This is a genomic window from Stenotrophomonas sp. 01N47 (genome assembly GCF_056399165.1).
In genome coordinates this window covers 428352-449903 of record NZ_JBFTQU010000002.1, presented here as the reverse complement: position 1 = coordinate 449903, position 21552 = coordinate 428352, and the positions used below count along the sequence as shown (strand labels likewise).

General features: G+C 67.0%; 18 protein-coding genes. 12 read left to right on the top strand and 6 right to left on the bottom strand.

All coding sequences use genetic code 11. The annotated features are described in order from the left end of the window. Window positions 1–60 precede the first annotated feature (60 nt). The 3 genes from AC1DKR_RS06045 to AC1DKR_RS06035 all read right to left on the bottom strand — a co-directional run bounded on the left by AC1DKR_RS06045 (window position 61) and on the right by AC1DKR_RS06035 (window position 3959). A complete protein-coding gene (locus tag AC1DKR_RS06045) occupies window positions 61–2091 on the bottom strand; it encodes an FAD-dependent oxidoreductase (RefSeq protein WP_478031771.1) in 2031 nt (676 codons plus the stop codon). 101 nt (window positions 2092–2192) lie between these two features. Further along, window positions 2193–2834, bottom strand: a complete 642-nt coding sequence (yczE, locus tag AC1DKR_RS06040; protein WP_478031767.1) for a membrane protein YczE — start codon at window positions 2832–2834, stop codon at window positions 2193–2195. Between the two features lie 105 nt (window positions 2835–2939). Next, window positions 2940–3959: a zinc-binding alcohol dehydrogenase family protein gene (locus AC1DKR_RS06035; protein ID WP_312787553.1), complete on the bottom strand. Its 1020-nt coding sequence runs from the start codon at window positions 3957–3959 to the stop codon at window positions 2940–2942. Between the two features lie 358 nt (window positions 3960–4317). Between AC1DKR_RS06035 and AC1DKR_RS06030 the strand changes: the two genes are divergently transcribed. The 4 genes from AC1DKR_RS06030 to AC1DKR_RS06015 all read left to right on the top strand — a co-directional run bounded on the left by AC1DKR_RS06030 (window position 4318) and on the right by AC1DKR_RS06015 (window position 7388). Beyond that, on the top strand, window positions 4318–5409 hold the full coding sequence (locus tag AC1DKR_RS06030; RefSeq protein WP_025878092.1) for an OmpA family protein: 1092 nt from the start codon (window positions 4318–4320) through the stop codon (window positions 5407–5409). Window positions 5410–5628: 219 nt separating this feature from the next. After that, window positions 5629–6135 carry a hypothetical protein gene (locus AC1DKR_RS06025; RefSeq protein ID WP_100551657.1) on the top strand — a complete coding sequence of 169 codons (507 nt, stop codon included), beginning with the start codon at window positions 5629–5631 and terminating at the stop codon, window positions 6133–6135. A 20-nt stretch (window positions 6136–6155) separates the two neighbouring features. Then, window positions 6156–6965, top strand: coding sequence for a pseudouridine synthase (locus AC1DKR_RS06020; protein WP_478031760.1), 810 nt, complete (start codon window positions 6156–6158; stop codon window positions 6963–6965). Window positions 6966–7049: 84 nt separating this feature from the next. Next, window positions 7050–7388 carry a hypothetical protein gene (locus AC1DKR_RS06015; RefSeq protein WP_088101157.1) on the top strand — a complete coding sequence of 113 codons (339 nt, stop codon included), beginning with the start codon at window positions 7050–7052 and terminating at the stop codon, window positions 7386–7388. Between the two features lie 122 nt (window positions 7389–7510). Here the strand turns inward: AC1DKR_RS06015 and kbl are convergent, their stop codons facing one another. Further along, window positions 7511–8716: a glycine C-acetyltransferase gene (kbl, locus tag AC1DKR_RS06010; protein WP_428703535.1), complete on the bottom strand. Its 1206-nt coding sequence runs from the start codon at window positions 8714–8716 to the stop codon at window positions 7511–7513. A gap of 210 nt (window positions 8717–8926) precedes the next feature. On the opposite strand from kbl, the gene AC1DKR_RS06005 reads away from it, so the two are divergent. Next, complete coding sequence (locus AC1DKR_RS06005; RefSeq protein WP_032977413.1) at window positions 8927–9619, top strand: TorF family putative porin; 693 nt, start codon at window positions 8927–8929, stop codon at window positions 9617–9619. A gap of 186 nt (window positions 9620–9805) precedes the next feature. Here AC1DKR_RS06005 and tdh read toward each other — a convergent pair whose 3' ends face one another. Continuing rightward, a complete protein-coding gene (gene tdh / locus AC1DKR_RS06000; RefSeq protein ID WP_032952044.1) occupies window positions 9806–10828 on the bottom strand; it encodes an L-threonine 3-dehydrogenase in 1023 nt (340 codons plus the stop codon). Between the two features lie 397 nt (window positions 10829–11225). Between tdh and AC1DKR_RS05995 the strand changes: the two genes are divergently transcribed. From AC1DKR_RS05995 to AC1DKR_RS05965, 7 genes are all read left to right on the top strand, one after another. Then, a complete protein-coding gene (locus AC1DKR_RS05995; protein ID WP_478031753.1) occupies window positions 11226–13388 on the top strand; it encodes a S46 family peptidase in 2163 nt (720 codons plus the stop codon). Window positions 13389–13609: 221 nt separating this feature from the next. Continuing rightward, window positions 13610–14254 carry a histidine phosphatase family protein gene (locus AC1DKR_RS05990; RefSeq protein ID WP_223494328.1) on the top strand — a complete coding sequence of 215 codons (645 nt, stop codon included), beginning with the start codon at window positions 13610–13612 and terminating at the stop codon, window positions 14252–14254. 42 nt (window positions 14255–14296) lie between these two features. Next, complete coding sequence (folC, locus tag AC1DKR_RS05985; RefSeq protein WP_033830448.1) at window positions 14297–15568, top strand: bifunctional tetrahydrofolate synthase/dihydrofolate synthase; 1272 nt, start codon at window positions 14297–14299, stop codon at window positions 15566–15568. 81 nt (window positions 15569–15649) lie between these two features. Next, window positions 15650–16687, top strand: coding sequence for an SPOR domain-containing protein (locus AC1DKR_RS05980; protein WP_127564804.1), 1038 nt, complete (start codon window positions 15650–15652; stop codon window positions 16685–16687). Between the two features lie 46 nt (window positions 16688–16733). Next, the gene (locus AC1DKR_RS05975; RefSeq protein WP_033830450.1) at window positions 16734–17513 is read left to right on the top strand and encodes a CvpA family protein; all 780 of its coding nucleotides are present in this window, start codon (window positions 16734–16736) and stop codon (window positions 17511–17513) included. Window positions 17514–17543: 30 nt separating this feature from the next. Then, window positions 17544–19010, top strand: coding sequence for an amidophosphoribosyltransferase (purF, locus tag AC1DKR_RS05970; protein ID WP_025878104.1), 1467 nt, complete (start codon window positions 17544–17546; stop codon window positions 19008–19010). 9 nt (window positions 19011–19019) lie between these two features. Beyond that, window positions 19020–19844 (top strand): ferritin-like domain-containing protein, encoded by an 825-nt coding sequence (locus AC1DKR_RS05965; protein ID WP_394195930.1) that lies wholly within the window; start codon window positions 19020–19022, stop codon window positions 19842–19844. Window positions 19845–19921: 77 nt separating this feature from the next. Here AC1DKR_RS05965 and AC1DKR_RS05960 read toward each other — a convergent pair whose 3' ends face one another. Next, window positions 19922–21388, bottom strand: a complete 1467-nt coding sequence (locus tag AC1DKR_RS05960; RefSeq protein ID WP_394195932.1) for a DUF2235 domain-containing protein — start codon at window positions 21386–21388, stop codon at window positions 19922–19924. Window positions 21389–21552 lie beyond the last annotated feature (164 nt).

Here is a 21552-nt window from a genome sequence, read left to right as displayed (position 1 = left end):
TGACATTCAGCTTGGGGGCCGGTGACGGAAATCACATTCCGGCCCCCATTCAGGTGTTCATCAGAGCGCGGCGGCGAGCCGGCTGCCCTGATCGATCGCACGTTTTGCATCGAGTTCGGCGGCCACGTCTGCACCACCGATCAGGTGTGCGGTGATGCCCGCGGCCTGCAGTTCGGCCTGCAGCGCGCGCTGCGGTTCCTGCCCGGCACAGATCACCACGTGGTCAACCGGCAGCAGCTGTTCGGTGCCGTCCACGCGGATGCGCAAGCCCGCATCGTCCACGCCCAGGTACTCGACACCGCCCAGCATGCGCACGCCCTTGGCCTTCAGCGTGGCGCGGTGGATCCAGCCGGTGGTCTTGCCCAGGCGGGCACCGGGCTTGCCGGCACTGCGCTGCAGCAGCCACAGCCTGCGCGGCGACGCCTCCACGGCCGGGCGGGCCAGTGCACCGCGGGCCTCGAAGGTGGCATCCACGCCCCATTCGGCCATCCAGCGTTGCGGGTCCAGCGATGGCGACGGGCCGTCATGGGCAAGGAACTCGCCGACATCGAAGCCGATGCCACCGGCGCCGATGATGGCGGCGCTGCCACCGACCTCGACCCGGCTCAGCAGCACGTCCAGGTAGTTGACCACCTTGGCGTGGTCGGCACCGGGGAAGTCGACCTTGCGCGGCAGGATGCCGGTGGCCAGTACGACCTCGTCGAAACCGGCCAGGCTGGCAGCGTCGGCACGGGTGCCCAGGCGCAGCTGCACGCCGGTCTCGGCCAGCTTGTGGCGGAAGTAGCGCAGGGTCTCGTGGAACTCTTCCTTGCCGGGAATGCGCTTGGCCACGTTGAACTGGCCACCGATCTCCTCGCTGGCGTCGAACAGGGTGACCTGGTGGCCGCGTTCGGCAGCGACCGTAGCGCAGGCCAGACCGGCCGGACCGGCGCCGACCACGGCCACCCGCTTCGGTGCGGTGGTCGGGGTATAGACCAGCTCGGTTTCGTGGGCAGCGCGTGGATTGACCAGGCAACTGGCCAGCTTGTTCTCGAACACGTGGTCCAGGCAGGCCTGGTTGCACGCGATGCAGGTATTGATGGCCTCGGCACGGCCGGCGCGGGCCTTGTTCGGCCACTGCGGATCGGCCAGCAGCGGGCGTGCCAGCGACACCATGTCGGCCCCGCCATCGGCGAGGATGCGTTCGGCCACTTCGGGCATGTTGATGCGGTTGGTCGCCACCAGTGGCAACGTCACGTGTGGCTTGAGCTTGGCGGTGACCGCGGCGAACGCGCCACGCGGTACCGACGTGGCAATGGTCGGAATGCGCGCTTCATGCCAGCCGATGCCGGAATTGAGGATCGTCGCACCTGCGGCCTCGATGGCCTGGGCCTGCTGCACGATCTCTTCCCAGTTGCTGCCGTCTTCGACCAGGTCGACCAGCGACAGGCGGTAGATGATGATGAAATCCGGGCCGCAGGCTTCGCGGATGCGACGCACGATCTCCACCGCGAAACGCATGCGTTGTGCGGCATCACCGCCCCAGCGGTCATCGCGCTTGTTGGTGCGCGGGGCGATGAACTCGTTGATGAGGTAGCCCTCCGAGCCCATCACTTCCACGCCGTCGTAGCCCGCCTCGCGGGCCAGCTTCGCGCTGCGCGCGTAGTCGGCGATGTGCCGCTCGACGCCGCTCGCCGACAAGGCGCGCGGGGTGAACGGATTGATCGGCGCCTTCAGCTTCGACGGCGCTACCGACAGCGGGTGATAGGCGTAGCGCCCGGCGTGCAGCAGCTGCAGGCAGATCTTCGCGCCGTGCTGGTGCGCGGCGGCGGTCAACTGCCGATGCGGGCGCACTTCCCATGGCCAGGACAGCTTGCCGCCGAACGGCTTGAGCCAGCCCACCACGTTCGGCGCGAACCCGCCGGTGACGATCAGGCCGACGCCACCTTCGGCGCGCTCAGCGAAGTAAGCGGCCAGGCGCGGGAAGTCGCGTGCGCGGTCTTCCAGGCCGGTGTGCATCGAGCCCATCAGCACCCGGTTGCGCAGCTGGGTGAAGCCCAGGTCCAGCGGGGCGAACAGGTGGGGGTAGGCGCTTTCGTTGGCTGGCGACATGTCGATACGCTTGCGTACGGAAGCGCGAAGGGTGACGCGAAACGGCTCCCGGGGCAAGGGCTGCCTCGCTCGGTAGCGCCGGGCCATGCCCGGCGACGCGATCACCCCTGGCCGCGCTGCGCGCTCGCCGGGCGTGGCCCGGCGCTACCCGCCGGGCTTCGGCCGATCCCGAACCAGCCAAGCGTGACCCCGCACAACGGCCCGATCAGCAACGCGAAGGCGAGCGTGCCGACGCCGACATTGCCGCCCAGCCACCAACCCAGCAGCAGTACGCTGCCTTCGATCAGGCTGCGCACCTTCCAGATCGGCCAGCCGGTGCGCGCGTGCAGTCCGGTCATCAGGCCATCGCGCGGGCCAGGGCCGAGCTTGGCGCCGATGTACAGGCCGGTGGCCAGCGCCACCAGCAGCATGCCGACGCAGAACATCGCCACCTGCCAGCCGAGGCCGACCGCCGGGGGCAGCAGCCACAGTCCGAACTGGGCCGAGGGGCCGATCAGCATCACGTTGAGGACGGTACCGACACCTGGCTTCTGCCGCAGCGGCCACCACAGCAGCAGTACCAGCGCGCCGATCACGTTGGTGGCCAGGCCGAACGACAACGGGGTCTGTGCAGCAATGCCCTGCGACAGCACATCCCACGGCGCGACACCGATGGCGGCGCGGATCATCAGCGAGGCGCCGAAGCCATAAAGGAACAGGCCGATGATCAGTTGCAGCAGGCGCAGGGGCAGGGCGGTGGGCATGACGGGCTCGGGGGGGGGGGGGCTGTTTCCACCCTATCCCCGAAACAGGCCGTTCAATAGATACAGATGCCGGCCAATCCACTGCGACAGGCTGTGGGTGGTGAATCAGTCGTCCCAGCCGGCCAGCGCCAGCTTGCCGATGGTGCGGCCGTCGGCCAGACGTTGATGCGCGGCATCCAGGTTGGCCGCAGTGATCGGGCCCAGCACTTCGCTCAACGTGCCGCGCAACTGGCCCGCGTCGATCATGCTGGCGGCGCGGTTGAGGATGCGGTGCTGCTCAATGCGGTCGGCGGTGGCAAAGCGCGCGCGGGCGAACATGAATTCCCAATGGATGCCGATGCACTTGGCCTTGTAGGGATCGCCGATGCGCAGCGGGCCGCGGGGTTCCACGATCAGGCCTACATGTCCCTGTGGTGCCAGCAGCTGGCCCAGTTCGTCCCAGTAGTGATCGGTGTCGGCCAGGTTGAGTGCCACCTGCACTTCGTCGATGCCAAGCGCCTGCAGCTGCGGCAACAGGGGCTGGCGATGGTCGATGACATGCTGGGCGCCCATCCGCCGGCACCAGTCGATCGAGGCTTCACGCGAGGCCGTGGCAATGACCTCAAATCCCGCGTGGTGGGCCAGCTGGATTGCCATCGAGCCGACGCCGCCTGCACCGCCGATCACCAGCAGGCGCTGGCCGGCGTGGCGGCGATCGTCAAGCTGCAGGGGCATGCGCTGGAACAGCAGTTCCCAGGCAGTGAGGGTGGTCAGCGGCAGCGCGGCTGCTTCGGCGAAATCGAGGGTAGTCGGTTTGCGTGCCACCAGTCGCTCATCCACCAGCTGATACTGCGCATTGCAGCCAGGGCGGGTGACATCTCCTGCGTAGTAGACCTCGTCACCGGAGGCGAACAGGCTGGCCTCCTCGCCCATCGCTTCGACCACCCCTGCCGCGTCCCAGCCGAGAATGCGCGGGGTTTCCAGCGACGCGGCTGACGTACCTGCACGCAGCTTCCCATCCACGGGATTGACGGAAAGTGCTTCGACACGGATCAGCAGGTCACGGCCACGCGGCGGCGACGGCGGCGGCAACACCAGATCGCGCAGGGCAGGGGCGGATTCACGGCACAGGGCGACGGCTTTCATTGCAGCTCCAGCTCGGTTCCTGTCTGCATCATAAGGTTCCTCACCTCGATGGGCGCGCGCTGAACCGCTTTGGGATAACCCGCGCCAAATCTGACGCATCTGGCCGTTAAACCCTTCCAAACCCTTGTGGTGCGTGGGTCTTGCGGATTTTCATCATCCTGTATAGGGTTTCAACGTCGGACCGGTGGCCGGTCGTGCGCGGCGCTTCACATGTTACGGGACTGTTAACATGACCTTCACCCGCCTGAGCATAATGTTCGCGGCGGTGGCGTGCTGAATCGGCTGTCTGAACATCGACGCAGTAGTGCTGGCCCATGCCTCTACCGGTTTCATACCCCCGAAATAGGAGCTGTACTCAATGAACAAGAAGATCCTTACTGCCGCGCTGCTGGGCGGTCTGGCTTTCGCCCAGGCTGCGTCGGCGCAGGAGTTCGATGACCGCTGGTACCTGACCGGTTCGGCCGGCTTCAACTTCCAGGACAACGACCGCCTGACCAACGACGCTCCGTTCGTGACCCTGGGTCTGGGCAAGTTCATCAGCCCGAACTGGTCGCTGGATGGTGAGCTGAACTACCAGAACCCGAACTTCGACGCCAACCAGGATCAGAACTGGTCGCAGTACGGCGTGTCGTTCGATCTGCGTCGCCACTTCATCAAGGAAGGCCGCGGCTGGAACCCCTACATCGTGGGCGGCCTGGGCTACCAGAAGTCGGAAGAAGAGTACCCGGCTCTGGACACCAACGGTCCGCGTGAGCGCAAGGACGGCAACCTGGCTGCCAAGCTCGGCGTCGGCCTGCAGACTACCTTCGACAAGCGCGTTGCTGTCCGCGCCGAAGTGGCCTACCGCGCTGACTTCGACGACCAGAGCATCGCCGCGCGCGACGAAAGCTGGTTCGGCGACGTGCTGGCTTCGGTCGGCGTCGTGATCCCGCTGGGCCCGGCCCCGGTGGCTGCTGCTCCGGCTCCGGCTCCGGTTGCCCCGAGCTGCGCCGACCTGGATGACGACGGTGACGGCGTCAACAACTGCGACGACAAGTGCCCGAACTCGCAGCCGGGTCAGACCATCGGTCCGGACGGTTGCCCGGTGCCGGTCTCGATCGACCTGAAGGGCGTGAACTTCGACTTCGACAAGTCGAACCTGCGTCCGGACGCTGTGGCCATCCTGAGCGAAGCCACCGAGATCCTGAAGCGTTACCCGGATCTGCGCGTTGAAGTTGCCGGTCACACCGACTCGAAGGGTACCGACGCTTACAACCAGAAGCTGTCGGAGCGTCGTGCTACCGCGGTGTACAACTACCTGACCAAGAACGGCGTCGACGCTGGCCGTCTGGCCGGTCCGATCGGCTACGGCGAGAGCCGTCCGATTGCGCCGAACACCAACCCGGATGGTTCGGACAATCCGGAAGGTCGCGCCAAGAACCGTCGTACCGAGCTGAACGTCCAGAACTAAGTTCTGACGCTCTGCCAGTAAGACACAGCAGGACCCGGCTTCGGCCGGGTCTTGTTGTTTGTGCGGTCCGGAATGATGAATCGGCGTCGCCAGAGGTGACCGTTCGTCGGTAATTTGCTTATGAAACCAATGAGTTGCCGTATTCATTGAAAGTGGCGCTTGAAAGATGACGTGGCATTGCTAAACTCGCCGCGTCACTTCCTTCCGTGGATGCCCCTCATGCTGCGCTCTGCATCGGCTGCCGTTCTGGCGCTGGCCCTGGTTCCCGCCGCTCACGCTGCGGTCGATTGCTCGGTCAACACCAGCGCTTCGCCGCTGCCGTTGCCGGCCACCGCCATCGCCCCGGTGGCTGATGAGCTGTATATCCGCAGCAGCCAGCTGGGCATGTCCAGTGGCGTGCTGGGCAGCAGCTACGATCCGTCGCAGTCGCTGGACCAGGTGCTGCAGCGGTTGCGCATCGATGGCTGCCAGAACATCGCCAAGGCGATTCCGAGCGCGCCGGCGGTGAAGCCGAATGATCCGGCCGCGTACAAGCCGCAGACCGAATTCGACAACACGCCGTGGCGCTTCGACATGAGCCAGAACGGCAAGCGCATGACCGCCGAAGAGTTCGACGCCTGGATGAAGGCGCGCGGCGTGCGCGTGGTCAAGGCGCGTCCAGTTCCGGCAGCCACCCCGGCCGCAGCCGAAGTGCCGGCTGAGACCAAGCCGGTCGACAAGAAGTAAGCGCGGCGGGGAGCAGAGGCTTGCGCACGCGCCGCCCACCTGCTGCCCCCGCTGCCCGCTCCCACGTTGCGCGTGGGCGTGCGAATCCCCCTGCGGTTTCCGCTGGCGTGCGCCATGGCCTGGCGCGCGTGTTGTCCAAGGCGGGTGTGTGCTCGCGCAGCGAGGCCGCGCGCTGGATCGCCGATGGCCGCGTTCGTGTCGCCGGGCGCATCGTCCGTGATCCGGAATTCCCGATTGCCAGCCCGGCGCCGCCGATCGAGGTCGACGGCCAGCCGATGGGCGCACCGCAACGCCTGTACGTGATGCTCAACAAGCCGCGCGGGGTGGTCACTACCGTGCAGGACGAGCGCGGCCGCGACACCGTGTACCGCTGCTTCGATGGCGCCGGCCTGCCGTGGATCGCGCCGGTCGGTCGCCTGGACAAGGCCAGTGAAGGCCTGTTGCTGTTCAGCAACGATCCGCAGTGGGCTGCGCGCCTGACTGATCCGGAGACCGGCCCGCAGAAGACCTACCACGTGCAGGTGGATCGCCTGCCCGACGAGGACACCCTGGCCGCGCTGCGCGCCGGTGTCGAAGACGAGGGCGAGTTCCTGCTTGCCCTGGCCGTGCGCGTGCTGCGTAGCGGCGACAAGACCGCCTGGCTGGAGGTGGTCCTCGACGAGGGCCGCAACCGCCATATCCGTCGCCTGCTGGCGGCCTTCGACCTGCAGGTGCTGCGCCTGGTCCGGGTTGCGATCGGAGAGCTCACGCTCGGCGATCTCGGCAAGGGCCAGTGGCGGGCGCTGGAGGTCAGCGATCAGCAGCGGCTGGGGGCCGCTGCACCGGGCTGAGTGATGCCCACGGCCGGCGCTTGCCGGCCACCGTTCCAGGCGTAGGGGGCGCCTGGTTGTCGAATGTCCAGAACGGAGCCTGCCATGTATCACCCGACCCTCAAGCAAACCCTGCGCTGCGCCAGCCTGTTGTTGCCGATCGTGCTGTTGACGGCCTGCGGTGGCCACAAGAAGGCGGCCAAGGCTGATCGCCCGGCCGAAACCCCGGTGGTTGAAGTGAAGACCCCGGAACTGGACGGCCGCGGCAGTTACCGCTTCATGATGAGCAACGGCGACCAGAAGATGACCGCCGACCAGTTCGATGCCTGGATGAAAGCCAATGGCATCCGCGTTGCCAAGGGCAACGGGCAGGATGCTGCCGCCAAGCCGGTGGTGGTCGCCAGCAAGGACGAACCCAAGGACAAGAAGAAAAAGAAGAAATAAGGCCTGGCAGGTGCCGACCTTGGTCGGCACGTTCTGATGGGTAGCGCCGGGCCGTGCCCGGCGAGCGCATGGCGCGGCTATCGGGAAACCGCCGGGCATGGCCCGGCGTTTTCCGTGGGTGATCAGCCCTTGATCACGCCCAGCTCGACACCGATGCGGGTGAACGCATCGATTGCCCGGTCCAGATGCTCGCGGCTGTGCGCGGCGCTGATCTGGGTGCGGATGCGCGCCTGGCCCTTGGGCACCACCGGGAAGAAGAAGCCGATCGCATAGATGCCTTCTTCCAGCAGCCGCTCGGCGAATTTCTGCGCCAGCGGTGCGTCGTACAGCATCACCGGGCTGATCGGATGCACGCCGGGCTTCACGTCAAAGCCGGCAGCGGTCATCTTCTCGCGGAAGTAGGTGGTGTTGGCGGCCAGGGTGCTGCGCAGGTCATCAGCCGCGGCCAGCATCTCGAACGCCTTGATGCCGGCAGCGACCACGTGCGGCGGCAGCGAGTTGGAGAACAGGTACGGGCGCGAGCGCTGGCGCAGCAGCTCGATCACTTCGGCGCTGGCGCAGGTGAAGCCACCCAGTGCGCCGCCCATGGCCTTGCCCAGGGTACCGGTGATGATGTCGATCTTCTCCAGCACGCCCTTCACCTCGGCCGAGCCGCGGCCGGTCGCGCCGAGGAAGCCGGTGGCATGGCATTCGTCGATGTGCACCAGCGCGTTGTACTTCTTCGCCAGCGCGGTGATCTCGTCCAGCGGGGCGATGAAGCCGTCCATCGAGAACACGCCGTCGGTGGTGATCAGCTTGGTCTTGCAGCCGGCCGCATCGGCAGCCTGCAGCTGCGCTTCCAGGTCGGCCATGTCGCAGTTGGCGAAGCGGAAGCGCTTGGCCTTGCACAGGCGCACGCCGTCGATGATCGAGGCATGGTTCAGCGCATCGGAAATGATCGCGTCGTTCTCGCCCAGCAGCGGTTCGAACAGGCCGCCGTTGGCATCGAAGCAGGCCGCGTACAGGATGGTGTCCTGCTTGCCGAAGAAGCTCGCGATCTGTGCTTCCAGCTGCTTGTGCAGGTCCTGGGTGCCGCAGATGAAGCGTACCGAGGCCATCCCGAAACCATGGCTGTCCAGCGCGTCCTTCGCGGCCTGGATCAGATCCGGATGGTCGGCCAGGCCGAGGTAGTTGTTGGCGCAGAAATTCAGCACCTTGCGGCCGTCTTCCAGGGTGATCTCGGCGGACTGCGGGCTGGTGATGATCCGCTCGGACTTGAACAGGCCCTGGGCGCGGATGGCGTCCAGTTCCTCAGCATAGTGGCGGGTCAGGGCGGAGGAGTCGGTCATGGCGTGGGCACGGCTCAGCACGGGAAACCGCTGATTCTACCGGGCATCGGAGGCTGCGGACCGGGCCATCCGGGGCGCAGCCATGGCCGGCACATGTTGCATCGCAATAGCAAACGGGTTAAAAATTCGTGAACCGGGCCTGTCTGGCTCCGGTTGCTGCGCCCGCTGCAGATCCCGCCTTCCACGCCACCGCCCCCACCGGAGACGCTCATGAAGCACGCCCGTGCCTGCCTCGCCATTGCCGCCGCCCTGACCCTCGCGCCGTTCGCCGCCAGCGCCCAGGACAACGAATCTCCGTACAGCTGGAACGTCACCGCCGTCTCGGACTACCTGTTCCGTGGTGTGTCGCAGACCGATGAGGATCCGACCCTGCAGGCCGGCTTCACCTACACCAGCCCGGTGGGCCTGTATGCCGGTGTCTGGGGCTCGGGCGTGGACTTCGGTCCGGGCGATCCGAAGACCGAGGTCGACTACCTGATCGGCTACGGCGTGGACGTCACCGAGCGCGTCAACTTCGACGTGCTGCTGAACCGCTACACCTACCTCAAGGCCAGCCACCAGAACTACAACGAGCTGATCACCACCACCACGCTGGACGACACCTACAAGCTGACGGTGGCCTACAGCAACGATGTGTGGAACAGCAGCACCGACGGCTGGTACTTCGGCCTGGGTGGCAGCTGGGGCCTGCCGAAGGACTTCACGCTCAACGCCAACGTCGGTCGCAGCACCTTCGAGGACGGTATCGCCAAGGACTACACCGACTGGAACGTCGGCGTCGCCCGCCAGTTCGGCCTGTTCAATGTCGGCCTGGGGTACTACGGCACCGATGGCAACGGCCGCGACAACTCCGGCAAGCTGGCCCACAGCCGGGTGATGCTGAGCGTGGCCGTAGGCAAGTAACGCCGCAGGCGTTACCGGTAGTGCCGGCCGCTGGCCGGCTACACCAAAGAAAAAGGCGCCCGTCGGGCGCCTTTTTCGATTCCGCAGCGTTCTTGATCCCATCTGGGGGAGAGCCCCCTTGTTGTTCAAGGGGGCGCGCCGACGGCGCGGGGATAAGGAAACCTGCGGGGGAATTGACCCGAAGAGTCAATTCCAGCTGAGGACCACCTTGCCGGCCTTGCCTTCTTCCATCAGGTCGAAGCCCTTCTGGAAGTCGTCGATCGGCAGCTGGTGGGTCATCACCTTGCCAAGCGGGAAGCCGGACAGCACCAGCTGGGTCATCTTGTACCAGGTCTCGTACATCTTGCGGCCGTAGATGCCCTGCACGGTCAGGCCCTTGAAGATGATCTTGTCCCAGTCGCAGCCGGCGCCCTTGGGCATGATGCCGAGCATGGCGATCTTGCCGCCGTGGTACATGCAGTCGAGCATGTCGTTGAACGCGCGCGGATTACCGCTCATTTCCAGGCCCACGTCGAAGCCCTCCATGTGCAGTTCCTTCATCACGTCCTTCAGCGACGTGTTGGCGACGTTGACCACGCGGGTGGCGCCCATGTCGGCGGCCAGCTTCAGGCGGAAGTCGTTGACGTCGGTCACCACCACGTTGCGTGCACCGATGTGCTTGCAGATGCCCGCGGCGATGATGCCGATCGGACCCGCGCCGGTGATCAGCACGTCCTCGCCGATGACGTTGAATTCCAAGGCGCAGTGCGCGGCATTGCCGTACGGGTCGAAGAAGGCAGCCAGCTCGGAGGGGATCTGGTCGGGGATCGGCCACAGGTTGCTGGCCGGCATCACCATGTATTCGGCGAACGCACCGTTGACGTTGACGCCGATGCCGACGGTGTTCGGGCACAGGTGCGGACGACCGCCGCGGCAGTTGCGGCAGTGGCCGCAGACGATGTGGCCTTCGGCCGACACGCGCTGGCCGATCTCGTAGCCGGTCACGCCCGGGCCGATCTCTGCGATGCGGCCGACGAACTCATGGCCGATGGTCAGGCCCGGCTTGATCGTGCGCTGGCTCCACTCGTCCCACAGGTAGATATGCAGGTCGGTGCCGCAGATCGCGGTCTTTTCCAGCTTGATCAGGACCTGGTTGGGGCCCGGGGTCGGCACCGGAACCTCTTCCATCCAGATGCCCTTGGCCGCTTCGCGCTTGACCAGGGCCTTCATCGTTTGCTGCGCCATCGGGGTGGAACTCATCAGGGGGAAAGCGCGGATTATAGGGCGCCACGCGGATTTCCCATGTTGCGCTGCGGGTGCAGTGGTGGAACGAAAGCAGTGCGCAGGCGGGCGTTTCGAACGTACTGCAAATAGCAGCGCCTTCCTGATTCGGAGGGAGGGGCGTGGTCATCCTGGCCGGGACACGCAAAAGCCCCTCCATGGTGCTCGATGGCGCCATCCTTGGCGCCAATGGTCCCGGTTAGGGTGACCACGCCCTCTCTGGACGGTTCCCGTGCGCGCGGCCGACCTGCGCGCGGTGGAGCGAGGTGGGTCCATGACTTCCGGGGTTCGGGCCGGGGCAGGGCGGCGGGCTACAATCGAGGGTTCCACTATCAGGGGCCGCTCCATGCGCTCGAACCTGCTTGCATTCTCCGTCGTCGCCAGCCTTGGGCTGGTCCAGGTCGCCCATGCCGCTGAAGGCATGTGGGTGCCGCAGCAGCTGCCGGAAATCGCCGGCCCGCTGCAGAAGTCCGGCCTCAAGCTGTCCCCGGAACAGCTGGCCAACCTGACCGGTGACCCGATGGGCGCGGTGGTCGCGCTGGGCGGCTGCACCGCCAGCTTCGTCTCCCCGCAGGGCCTGGTGGTCACCAACCACCACTGTGCCTACGGTGCGATCCAGTTGAACTCGACCGCACAGAAGAACCTGATCAAGGACGGCTTCAACGCGCCCAAGCTCAGTGATGAACTGAGTGCTGGCCCGAATGCCCGCGTGTTCGTGCTCGACCAGATCACCGACGTCACCGCCCAGGCCAAGGCGGCCATCGCCGGCGCCGGCAAGGATCCGCTGGCCCGCAGCCGCGCGCTGGACGCTTTCGACAAGGCCCAGGTCGCCGCGTGTGAAGCCGATGCCGGCTTCCGCTGCCGCCTGTATTCGTTCTCCGGCGGCAACACCTACCGCCTGTTCCGCAACCTGGAAATCAAGGACGTGCGCCTGGTCTATGCACCTCCGGGCAGCGTCGGCAAGTTCGGCGGTGACGTCGACAACTGGATGTGGCCGCGCCACACCGGTGATTTCTCGTTCTACCGTGCCTACGTCGGCAAGGATGGCAAGCCGGCCGCGTTCTCGGTCGACAACGTGCCCTACCAGCCCAAGCACTTCCTGAAGTTCGCCGATACGCCGCTGGGCGCCGACGACTTCGTGATGGTGGCCGGCTACCCGGGCCGCACCAACCGCTACGCGCTGGCCGGCGAGTTCAACGAGACCGCCAGCTTCACCTACCCGACCATCGCCCGCCACTACAACGCGGTGCTGAAGATGATCGCCGACGCCGGCAAGGCCGACGCCGACGTCAAGGTGAAGTACGCCGCCACCGCCGCCAGCATGAACAACGTGGCCAAGAACTACCTGGGCCAGCTGGAAGGCTTCAAGCGCATCGATGCCGCCGGCCAGAAGCAGGCCGAAGAAGCGGCGGTGCTGGCCTGGCTGAAGAAGCAGGGCGCTGCCGGCAAGCCGGCACTGGCTGCGCACGCGCAGCTGCTGCAGCACCTGGATACCAGCAAGTCGACGCGCGAGCGCGACCTGTTCGTCGGCCAGTTCAACAACACCTCCGCGGTGGGCGCGGCCATCACCCTGTACCGCCTGTCGATCGAGCGCAGCAAGCCCGACGCCGAGCGCGAAGCGGGTTACCAGGACCGCGACCTGACCACCATCGAGGGCAGCCTGAAGCAGATGGATCGCCGCTACGTGGCGAAGATGGACCAGCAGCTGCAGACCTACTGGCTGGACCAGTACGTGGCCCTGCCGGCCGCCCAGCGCGACAACGAGGTGCTGAACACGTGGTTGGCCGGCAGCGATGCCACTGCGGTGAAGTCGCTGGTGACCAAGCTGGGCGGAACCGGACTGGGCAGCCTGGACAACCGCCTGACGTGGTTCAAGGCCGATCGCGCTGCGTTTGAAGCCAGCAATGACCCGGCCATCCAGTACGCGGTGGCCGTCATGCCGGCGCTGCTGAAGCAGGAAGAGCAGAAGAAGATCCGCGAGGGCGAATCGCTGACCGCTCGTCCGCTGTACCTGCAGGCCGTGGCCGACTACAAGAAGAGCCAGGGCGAGTTCGTCTATCCCGATGCCAACCTGTCGCTGCGCATCACCTTCGGCAACGTGATGGGCTATGGCAAGGACGGCGTGAAGTACACCCCGTTCACCACCCTGGAAGGTGTTGCGGCGAAGGAAACCGGTGAGGATCCGTTCGACTCGCCGAAGGCACTGCTCGATGCGGTCAAGGCCAAGCGTTACGGCGGTCTGGAAGACAAGCGGATCGGTTCGGTACCGGTGAACTTCCTGTCCAATCTGGACATCACCGGCGGCAACTCCGGTTCGCCGGTGCTCGATGCCAACGGCAAGCTGGTCGGCCTGGCCTTCGACGGCAACTGGGAATCGGTCAGCTCCAACTGGGTGTTCGACCCGGTGATGACCCGCATGATCGCCGTCGACAGCCGCTACATGCAGTGGATCATGCAGGAAGTGGCGCCGGCGCCGCAGTTGCTGAAGGAACTGAACCTGGCCAAATAAGGTAGTGCCGGCCGCTGGCCGGCAACCCGGCAAGCACTGCCGGGCGGTGCATCCACGCATGGCGTGGATCTACTGCCATCCTGAAACCCCGCGACGTCTGTCGCGGGGTTTTTTCATGCCCCGTCCGGCCCGGTCCGCCGAACAGGTATCATCCCTGTTCCGCGTACTTCACAGGATGTGAACATGCGCCGGAACTCCTCCCCCAAGGACCCCTTGTTCGCATGCGCATCCTGCTTGCCCGTCACGGCGAAACGCCGTGGAACGCCGAAGGCCGCTACCAAGGCCAGATCGACATCCCGCTTTCGCCCATCGGTGAGGCCCAGGCCCAGGCGCTTGGCGCCCGCTTGGTTTCGGTGGACATCACCCGTGCGGTGGCCTCGCCGCTGTCGCGCGCTCAGCGCACCGCCCAACTGGCCCTTGGCGCCGCGCGTGCCGACATGCTGCTGACCGAGCCGGAACTGCAGGAGATCGCCCACGGTGAGTGGGAAGGTCTGCTGGCCAGCGAAATCAACGAAAAAGACCCGTCGCGCCTGCAGGCGTGGCGCAATGAACCGGACACCGTGCTGATGCCGGGCGGCGAATCGCTGCGCCTGGTGCTGGAGCGCAGCTGGCGCGGCCTGGCCCGTGCCGCCGAAGGCCTTGGCGAACACGACACCCTGCTGGTGGTTGCCCACGACGCAGTCAACCGGGTGATCCTGTGCAAGGTGCTGGGCCTGCCGTTGTCGCGGCTGTGGACCTTCCGCCAGGCGCCGACCACGCTCAACCTGCTTGAAGGCGCCGACCTGGACAGCCTGGAAGTGGTGCGCCTGAACGACTGCGCCCACCACACGCCGTTCTTCGGCGAAGCCAAGCACCGCGCACTCTGAATTTCCTGTCCTGAACCACCTGTACCTGTTGGAAGCCTTACCGTGAAGAACACCCCGACCACTCTGGCCGAATGGCTGGACTACATTGAACGCCAGCACCCGGCCAGCATCGACATGGGGCTGGAGCGCGTGCGCACCGTGGCCACCGCGATGGGCCTGGGCACGCCGGCCAGGCACACCATCGTGGTCGGTGGTACCAACGGCAAGGGTTCCACCGTCGCCTTCATCGAGGCCATCGCGCGTGCTGCGGGCTGGAAGGTCGGCGCGTACACCTCGCCGCACCTGCTGCGCTACAACGAGCGCGTGCGCATCGATGGCCAGGATGTCGATGACGCCGCACTGGTGGCCGCGTTCAACACGGTCGAGGCAGCGCGCGGTGATGTGACGCTGACCTACTTCGAGTACGGCACGCTGGCCGCGCTGCAGCTGTTCGCCGATGCCGATCTTGATCTGGCCGTGCTGGAAGTGGGCCTCGGCGGCCGCCTGGATGCGGTCAACATCGTCGACGCCGACGTGGCGGTGATCACCACCGTGGACATCGATCACGCCGAATGGCTGGGCGAGGACCGCGAGGCCATCGGTGCCGAGAAGGCGGGCATCATCCGCGGCTGGAAGCCGGTGATCCTGGGCGAGACCGATCCGCCGTCGAGCGTGCTGGCGCGCGCCTACCTGGTGGGTGCCAATGCGATCCGCGGCGGCAGCGACTATTTCTACGAACCGATCGACGCGCAGCGTTGGCGCTGGCGCGATGTCGGCACCCGCCTGGAGCTGCCGACGCCGACGCTGGCCGGGCCGATCCAGCTGGCCAACGCCGGTGCGGCGATCGCGGCGCTGCGCGCGCTGGACAGGCCGGTGCCGCGCGCGGCATGGGCCGCAGGCGTGGCAGCGGCGCGCATCGCCGGGCGCCTGCAGGCGTTCGAGCGCGATGGCGTGCAGGTTCGCGTCGATGTCGGCCACAACCCGCAGGCAGCCGGCCAGCTGGCGCGCGCGCTGAAGGCCGAGGCATCCCCCGGGCGCACCCTGGCGGTATACGCCGCGCTGCAGGACAAGGACGCCGTGGGCGTGGTGCAGGCCCTGCAGGAGGTGGTGAGCGACTGGACCCTGGCCGGGCTGGATGGCGCGCGTGGGCAGAGTGCGGCGGAACTGCAGGCACGGCTGGCAGATACCGCGGCAGCCACTGCGGCGCTGGCCGGCACGGTCGAACAGGCGATGGCGCAGGTGCTGGCCCGCGCCGAGCGCGGCGACCGGGTGCTGGTATTCGGTTCCTTCCATACCGCCGCCGCTGCGCTGCAATGGCTGCAGGCCCACGCCTGACCGCCGTTCAGCCATTACCGACGCCGTGCGGTCGCGCACCCGTATAATCGACCGCAACGTCCAGCCTGCCGCCTGCCCTACGTGGATACGCCCCTGAAACAGCGTCTGATTGGTGCCATCGTCCTGGTGGCCTTGGCCGTCATTTTCCTGCCGATGCTCGTCAAGGGCCCGGCCCCGGACAGCGGTGTCGCTTCTGTGCCGATCGCCGCGCCCGATGCGCCGGCCGATGGCCAGTTTGAAACCCGTGAACTGCCGCTGGTCGCACCGGCCGGTGGCGCCACCGGGTTGCAGAGTGGCCAGGCCCGTCCCGTCGAGGAGGCCGCCGCCCCGGCGACACCGCCGACCGTGGACACCTCGCCAGCCGTCGCCGCCGGTAATTACGCGGTGACCTTCGGCGCCTACGGCAGCCAGGCCGACGCCGATGCGGTGATCGCCTACCTCAAGCGTTCGCAGCTTCCGGGCTTCATCGAGACCGCATCGATCAACGGTCGCCCGGCCTGGCGCGTGCGCGTTGGGCCGTATGCCGACCGTGCCCAGGCCGAAGCGGCCCGGCTGCAGGCGGTGAAGGTACGTGCCGACGTGAAGGCAGAAGTCATCACGCTCGATGCGAAGCCCTCGACCAGCGCACCGGTGGCAAGCACACCGACGCCCGCGCCGAGCGCCAGTACTCCCGTCGCGGCGGCCACGCCGTCGGCCACCGGCAACCCGGTGCGCAGTGAAAGCCTGCCGCCGAGTACGCCGACCGCAGCAGCGCCGCCAGCCGCCAAGCCGGAGCCGGCCAAGCCGGTGGCCAAGCCGGAACCGAAGCCCGAGCCCAAGCCGGAAGCGACCGCCAGCAAGCCGGCCACGCCGCCGAGCACGCCGGCCGCACCGGCCGCCAGCGGAGTGGGTTTTGCCGTACAGCTCGGCGCATTCGGCCAGGCCAACGATGCCAACGCCCTGCGCGACAAGGTCCGCGCGGCAGGCTTCAGCGCCTTCGTCGAGCAGGTGCGTACCGAAAAGGGCAGCCTGCACCGTGTCCGTGTCGGGCCGGTCGCCAACCGCGCCGATGCTGAACAGTTGAAGGCGCAGGTCGCCGCCAAGGTCGGCGTGGCCGGCATGGTGCGACCGCACCCATGACCTGTACGCAGCCCCGTTGCCAGCGCCGCCGAAGGAGCGGGGCGCCATGATCGACGTGGTGCTGCTGATCGTGATCGCCGCCTCCACCCTGCTTGGGTTGCTGCGCGGCTTCGTGGGCATCGTCATCGGCACCGTTTCGTGGCTGGTTGCCGCCTGGGCGGCCTTCGCCTTCGGCAATGACGCCGCACGCTGGTGGGCCGCACCGGCTGCGCCCGGCGGCGAGCATTTCATCGGCGGCTACCTCAGCGTCGGCATCGGCGTGATGGTCGTGGTCGCCGTGATCGGCATGGTCATCAAGGCCATCGTCCACCGCAACATGCTGGGCAGTCTGGACCGCCTGCTGGGCGGGGTCCTCGGCGCCGTGCGTGGGGGCCTTATCGCGGCCGTGCTGCTGTTACTGGCCGGCTTCACCCCGCTTACCGCCGAACCCTCTTGGCGCGGCTCGGCGCTGCGCCCGGTGCTGAACCCGGCCGTGGCCTGGATGAACAGCAAGCTGCCGCAGTGGCAGGTGCCGGGCACCGACCTGCTGCCCAAGGCCTTGCCGATGGACGCGCTGTCCCCATCTGCGTTGATGGAGCTGGGCAAGAGCGCCGGCGCCGGAGTGGGCAAGCCGGGGGCGACAGGCGATAATGGCGTACTCGGTCAGATAGTGGCGGGCAGCGGATGGCTGCGGCCTGCGAAGGCGGAACAGGGCGAGGCATACGATCCGGCCGAAGTGCGCCCGGACGCCCCAGCACTACCGGGCAGCATCGAGCCGGACGACCCGGCCAATGTCGACCGCAGACGCGGCGACAACTCTGGCCAGGTACGGCCACCTTCCTTGTAACTGGGCACAGCCCAGCGGAGACCTCGCATCATGTGTGGCATCGTCGGAATCGTCGGCAACCAGAACGTCGCCGGGCAGTTGTATGACGGCTTGACCGTCCTCCAGCATCGCGGCCAGGACGCGGCGGGCATCGCCACCGTCAACGGCAGCCGCCTGCGGGTGCAGAAGGCCACCGGCCTGGTCCGCGATGTGTTCGATGCACGCACCATGTCCACTCTGGAAGGCAGCGTCGGCATCGCCCACGTGCGTTATCCGACCGCCGGTTCGGAAGGCATGGACGAGGCGCAGCCGTTCTACGTCAACTCGCCGTACGGCATCGCGCTGGCCCACAACGGCAACCTGATCAACACCGAGGACCTGCGCCAGCAGGTGTTCGAGCAGGACCGCCGCAACGTCAATACCGATTCGGACAGCGAAGTGCTGTTGAACGTGTTCGCCTACGAACTGGAACAGCAGCGCCAGCTCAGCCCGGAAGCCGCCATCCGCGCGGTTGCCGGCGTGCACCGCCGCTGCAAGGGCGGCTATGCGGTGGTCAGCGTGGTGCTGGGCCTGGGCCTGGTCGCTTTCCGCGATCCGCATGGCATCCGCCCGCTGGTGCTGGGCAAGCGCAGCCATGCCGAGGGTGACGAATACATCGTTGCCTCCGAGTCGGCCGCGCTGGACGTGCTGGGCTTCCAGCGCGTGCGTGACGTGCAGCCGGGCGAAGCGCTGGTGATCACCGCGCGCGGCGAGCTGTTCTCGGAAATCTGCGCCGAGCCGGCCGAACACACTCCGTGCATCTTCGAGTACGTATATTTCGCACGCCCCGATTCGATGATCGACAACGTGTCGGTGCACAAGGCGCGCATGCGCATGGGCATCAAGCTGGGCGAGAAGATCCTGCGCCTGCGCCCGGACCACGACATCGACACCATCATCCCGATCCCGGACACCTCGCGCGACGCCGCGCTGGAGATCTCCAACGTGCTCGGGGTGAAGTACCGCGAAGGCTTCATCAAGAACCGTTACATCGGCCGCACGTTCATCATGCCGGGCCAGGGCGAACGGGTGAAGTCGGTGCGCCGCAAGCTCAACCCGATCCACCTGGAATTCCGCAACCGCGTGGTGCTGCTGGTGGACGACTCGATCGTGCGCGGCACCACCAGCCAGCAGATCGTGCAGATGGCGCGTGACGCCGGCGCACGCAAGGTCTACCTGGCCAGCGCCGCGCCGCCGGTGCGATACCCGAACATCTACGGCATCGACATGCCGGCCGCTGAAGAGCTGGTCGCGCACAACCGCAGCATCGAGGAAATCGAAGCGCACCTGGGCTGCGACTGGCTGATCTACCAGGACATCGAAGACATGGAAGCGGCGGTGAGCGAAGGCAATCCGGCGCTGCGCAACTTCGATTCCTCGTGCTTCAACGGCCATTACCCGACGGGCATCGAGCCGGGCTACTTCGAGCGCATCCAGCAGCTGCGTTCGGACGACGCCAAGCACAAGCGCCGCGCCTGAGGTCCAGGGGTGATCGACGTGCCTGACGTCGGCGGCAATCTGCTGCGCGCCGCGCAGCAGTGCCTGGCCGAAGCCGATCCTCTGCGCAAGGTTGCACTGACCCAGGCCTACGCTGCCGCGTTCCGCGCCGGCCGCTTGAACGTACCGGCCGATGCTCCGCCGGCCGATCCGATCCGCATGCCGGGCCGGCCGCCGCAGCTGGTGATGGTGCATCCGCGTGAAGTGCCCCGGCGCGGCCTGGGCGGGGTGGAAGGGCGTGCGGCGTTCATCCATGCTATCGCCCATATCGAGCTCAATGCGATCGACCTGGCCTGGGACGCGGTGTACCGCTTCCGCGGTCTGCCGGCGGCGTTCCATGCCGACTGGGTGAGCTGCGCCGACGACGAATCGCGCCACTTCATGCTGCTGCGCGAGCGCCTGCTGGCACATGGCCATGAGTACGCCGATTTCCCGGCGCACAACGGCCTGTGGGAAATGTGCGAGAAGACCGCGCACGACGGCCTGGCGCGCATGGCGCTGGTGCCGCGCGTGCTGGAAGCGCGCGGGCTGGACGTGACGCCGGGCATGATCGACAAGCTGCGCAACGTCGGCGATGGCGAAACCGCCGACGTGCTGGACGTGATCCTGCGCGAGGAGGTTGCACATGTTGCTGCCGGTTCGCGCTGGTTCCGCTGGTACTGCGAGCGCGCCGGCGTCGAGCCACGAGCGCGTTTCAAGGAACTGCTGGTCGAGTATGCCGGTGGCTACCTGCACGGGCCGTTCAATATCGAGGCCCGCCTGCTGGCCGGGTTCGATGCGGATGAGCTCGCCAACCTGGTCGAACAGGCGGGTTGACCGGCGTCGGCCGGTCCACATCCACGCCATACGCGCTTGCAGTAGATCCACGCCATGCGTGGATGACGTTCACCCGTTCACCCGTTCGGCAACACCACGCGTCTGCCATCCACCGTCGGCCGGTTGATGTAGAACAACCCCGGCCCGGGGCGATACGGCAGCTCGCTGACACCGGCGTCGGCGGTGTAGGTCAGGGCGGTATCGCCCAGCGCATCGAAATTCCAGTGGGCGGACTGCATCAGGTAACGGCGGCGCAGCAACGCTTCCTGCGTCGGGGTCAACGGCTGGCCGGCAATCAGGCGGCGCGCGATCGGCTGCAGCGCGCTGGGCAGTTCCCAACCCGCCACCTCGGCGGCGTCTGCGGTCCAGGTCACGCCGGCATCGTTGGCGTGCTTCTGCATCACCTGCAGCGCAACCAGCTGGTAGCGCCAATCGATGCGCCGGTGCAGCACCACCGCAGCGGTGACGTACATCACCGGCGACATCAGCACGCTGCGGCTGCCCGCGCGTCGCTGCTGCTGCCACTGGTGCCAGACATCGACCCACACTTCCTTCGGGTTCAACCCCAGCTGCTGCCGCCAGCGTTCGGCGTCGGCCTGTGCTTCAGCGTACGCGGTGGTCGCCTGCAGCAGCGCCAGTGGCGGTGTCTGGTAGTCCTCCACGCCGGGCCGGCGCAGCTGCTGCCGCCGCGGCCGGCTGAGCAGCTTGGGCCCTTCTTCCACCTGGTCGTAGCCACCACCGATGTTCGCGTGCACGCCGGGTAGTGCGATTTCGCGATGGGCTGGTGCCACCGTGGTCAGCGCATAGTGCTGGCGATGCTCATCGCGCGCACTGAGCTGCAGCACGGCCTCGGCGATGCCCGCGGGCAGGGCGATACGGGGGTGTTCGTCGGCGCGGCCGCCGTTGACGGCGACCACCGTGTCGAACAGGCCGATGAAGCGCAATATCGGCCGTGGCAGGGCGAAATCGGCGCTGCATGAAAGCCCCGCCTGCTGCAGCAGCTGGAGCCAGCGCGCGCCGTCCCATCCGCGCAGATGGTTGGCCACATCGCGCGCGGAGGCCGCGCCGCGCGAGTAGCCGAACAGATCCAGCTGCACGCCGTGCAGGGGCGCGCGCCACTGCGACGCAAGTGCTGACAGTGCCGCCGGCAGCAGCACCTGCAACGCACGCTGCACCTTCGCCTGCACGCCACTGGCGCCGATACCGAAGGCCAAGCCGATCAGGTCGTCCTCGGCACCATCGCGGGTGCCGACGCCTTCCACGTAGATCGCCAGCGAAGGTGTACTGCCGGGCGTGCGCCGGCTGTCCGGATACAACTGATGCAGGCGCGCGATGTTGGTGGCGCCGTTGTCGTAGCTGCTGGTCAAACGACTCTGGTAGGTCGAATCATCATCGGCGCGGAGCAGGGCGGGGCGCGGTCGCGGCACCTGCCGGTGGCCCTGCGCCAGGTTGTGTGCGTTGTTGCGGGTGCCATCGAAGAACAGGCCGATCCGCAGCAGGCCCGGATCAGCCGTCGTGTCACCGCTGTGCTGCGCTGGCGCCATGTGCATCCCCTGTCGTGGCCGCGTCACGGTAGCGCGAAAGCCGTGTGTTGGCGAAGTGTACTGACGCCTTTGACCTGACTGAACGCAGATGCGGTCGATCACAGATCGCGATTTCCATTCCTCTCGTCTATTGAATTCACACGCCCTGCGCAGGCCTGATGGCC

Excerpts from the sequence above, each read along its gene's own strand:
- tdh (WP_032952044.1), bottom strand. The coding sequence starts at position 10,828 with ATGAAGGCCCTGGTCAAGCGCGAAGCGGCCAAGGGCATCTGGATGGAA.
- kbl (WP_428703535.1), bottom strand. The coding sequence starts at position 8,716 with ATGACCGACTCCTCCGCCCTGACCCGCCACTATGCTGAGGAACTGGAC.
- AC1DKR_RS06030 (WP_025878092.1), top strand. The coding sequence starts at position 4,318 with ATGAACAAGAAGATCCTTACTGCCGCGCTGCTGGGCGGTCTGGCTTTC.
- AC1DKR_RS05960 (WP_394195932.1), bottom strand. The coding sequence starts at position 21,388 with ATGGCGCCAGCGCAGCACAGCGGTGACACGACGGCTGATCCGGGCCTG.
- AC1DKR_RS06025 (WP_100551657.1), top strand. The coding sequence starts at position 5,629 with ATGCTGCGCTCTGCATCGGCTGCCGTTCTGGCGCTGGCCCTGGTTCCC.
- AC1DKR_RS06045 (WP_478031771.1), bottom strand. The coding sequence starts at position 2,091 with ATGTCGCCAGCCAACGAAAGCGCCTACCCCCACCTGTTCGCCCCGCTG.
- AC1DKR_RS06035 (WP_312787553.1), bottom strand. The coding sequence starts at position 3,959 with ATGAAAGCCGTCGCCCTGTGCCGTGAATCCGCCCCTGCCCTGCGCGAT.
- AC1DKR_RS06015 (WP_088101157.1), top strand. The coding sequence starts at position 7,050 with ATGTATCACCCGACCCTCAAGCAAACCCTGCGCTGCGCCAGCCTGTTG.
- AC1DKR_RS05995 (WP_478031753.1), top strand. The coding sequence starts at position 11,226 with ATGCGCTCGAACCTGCTTGCATTCTCCGTCGTCGCCAGCCTTGGGCTG.
- yczE (WP_478031767.1), bottom strand. The coding sequence starts at position 2,834 with ATGCCCACCGCCCTGCCCCTGCGCCTGCTGCAACTGATCATCGGCCTG.
- purF (WP_025878104.1), top strand. The coding sequence starts at position 17,544 with ATGTGTGGCATCGTCGGAATCGTCGGCAACCAGAACGTCGCCGGGCAG.
- AC1DKR_RS05975 (WP_033830450.1), top strand. The coding sequence starts at position 16,734 with ATGATCGACGTGGTGCTGCTGATCGTGATCGCCGCCTCCACCCTGCTT.
- AC1DKR_RS06005 (WP_032977413.1), top strand. The coding sequence starts at position 8,927 with ATGAAGCACGCCCGTGCCTGCCTCGCCATTGCCGCCGCCCTGACCCTC.
- AC1DKR_RS05990 (WP_223494328.1), top strand. The coding sequence starts at position 13,610 with ATGCGCATCCTGCTTGCCCGTCACGGCGAAACGCCGTGGAACGCCGAA.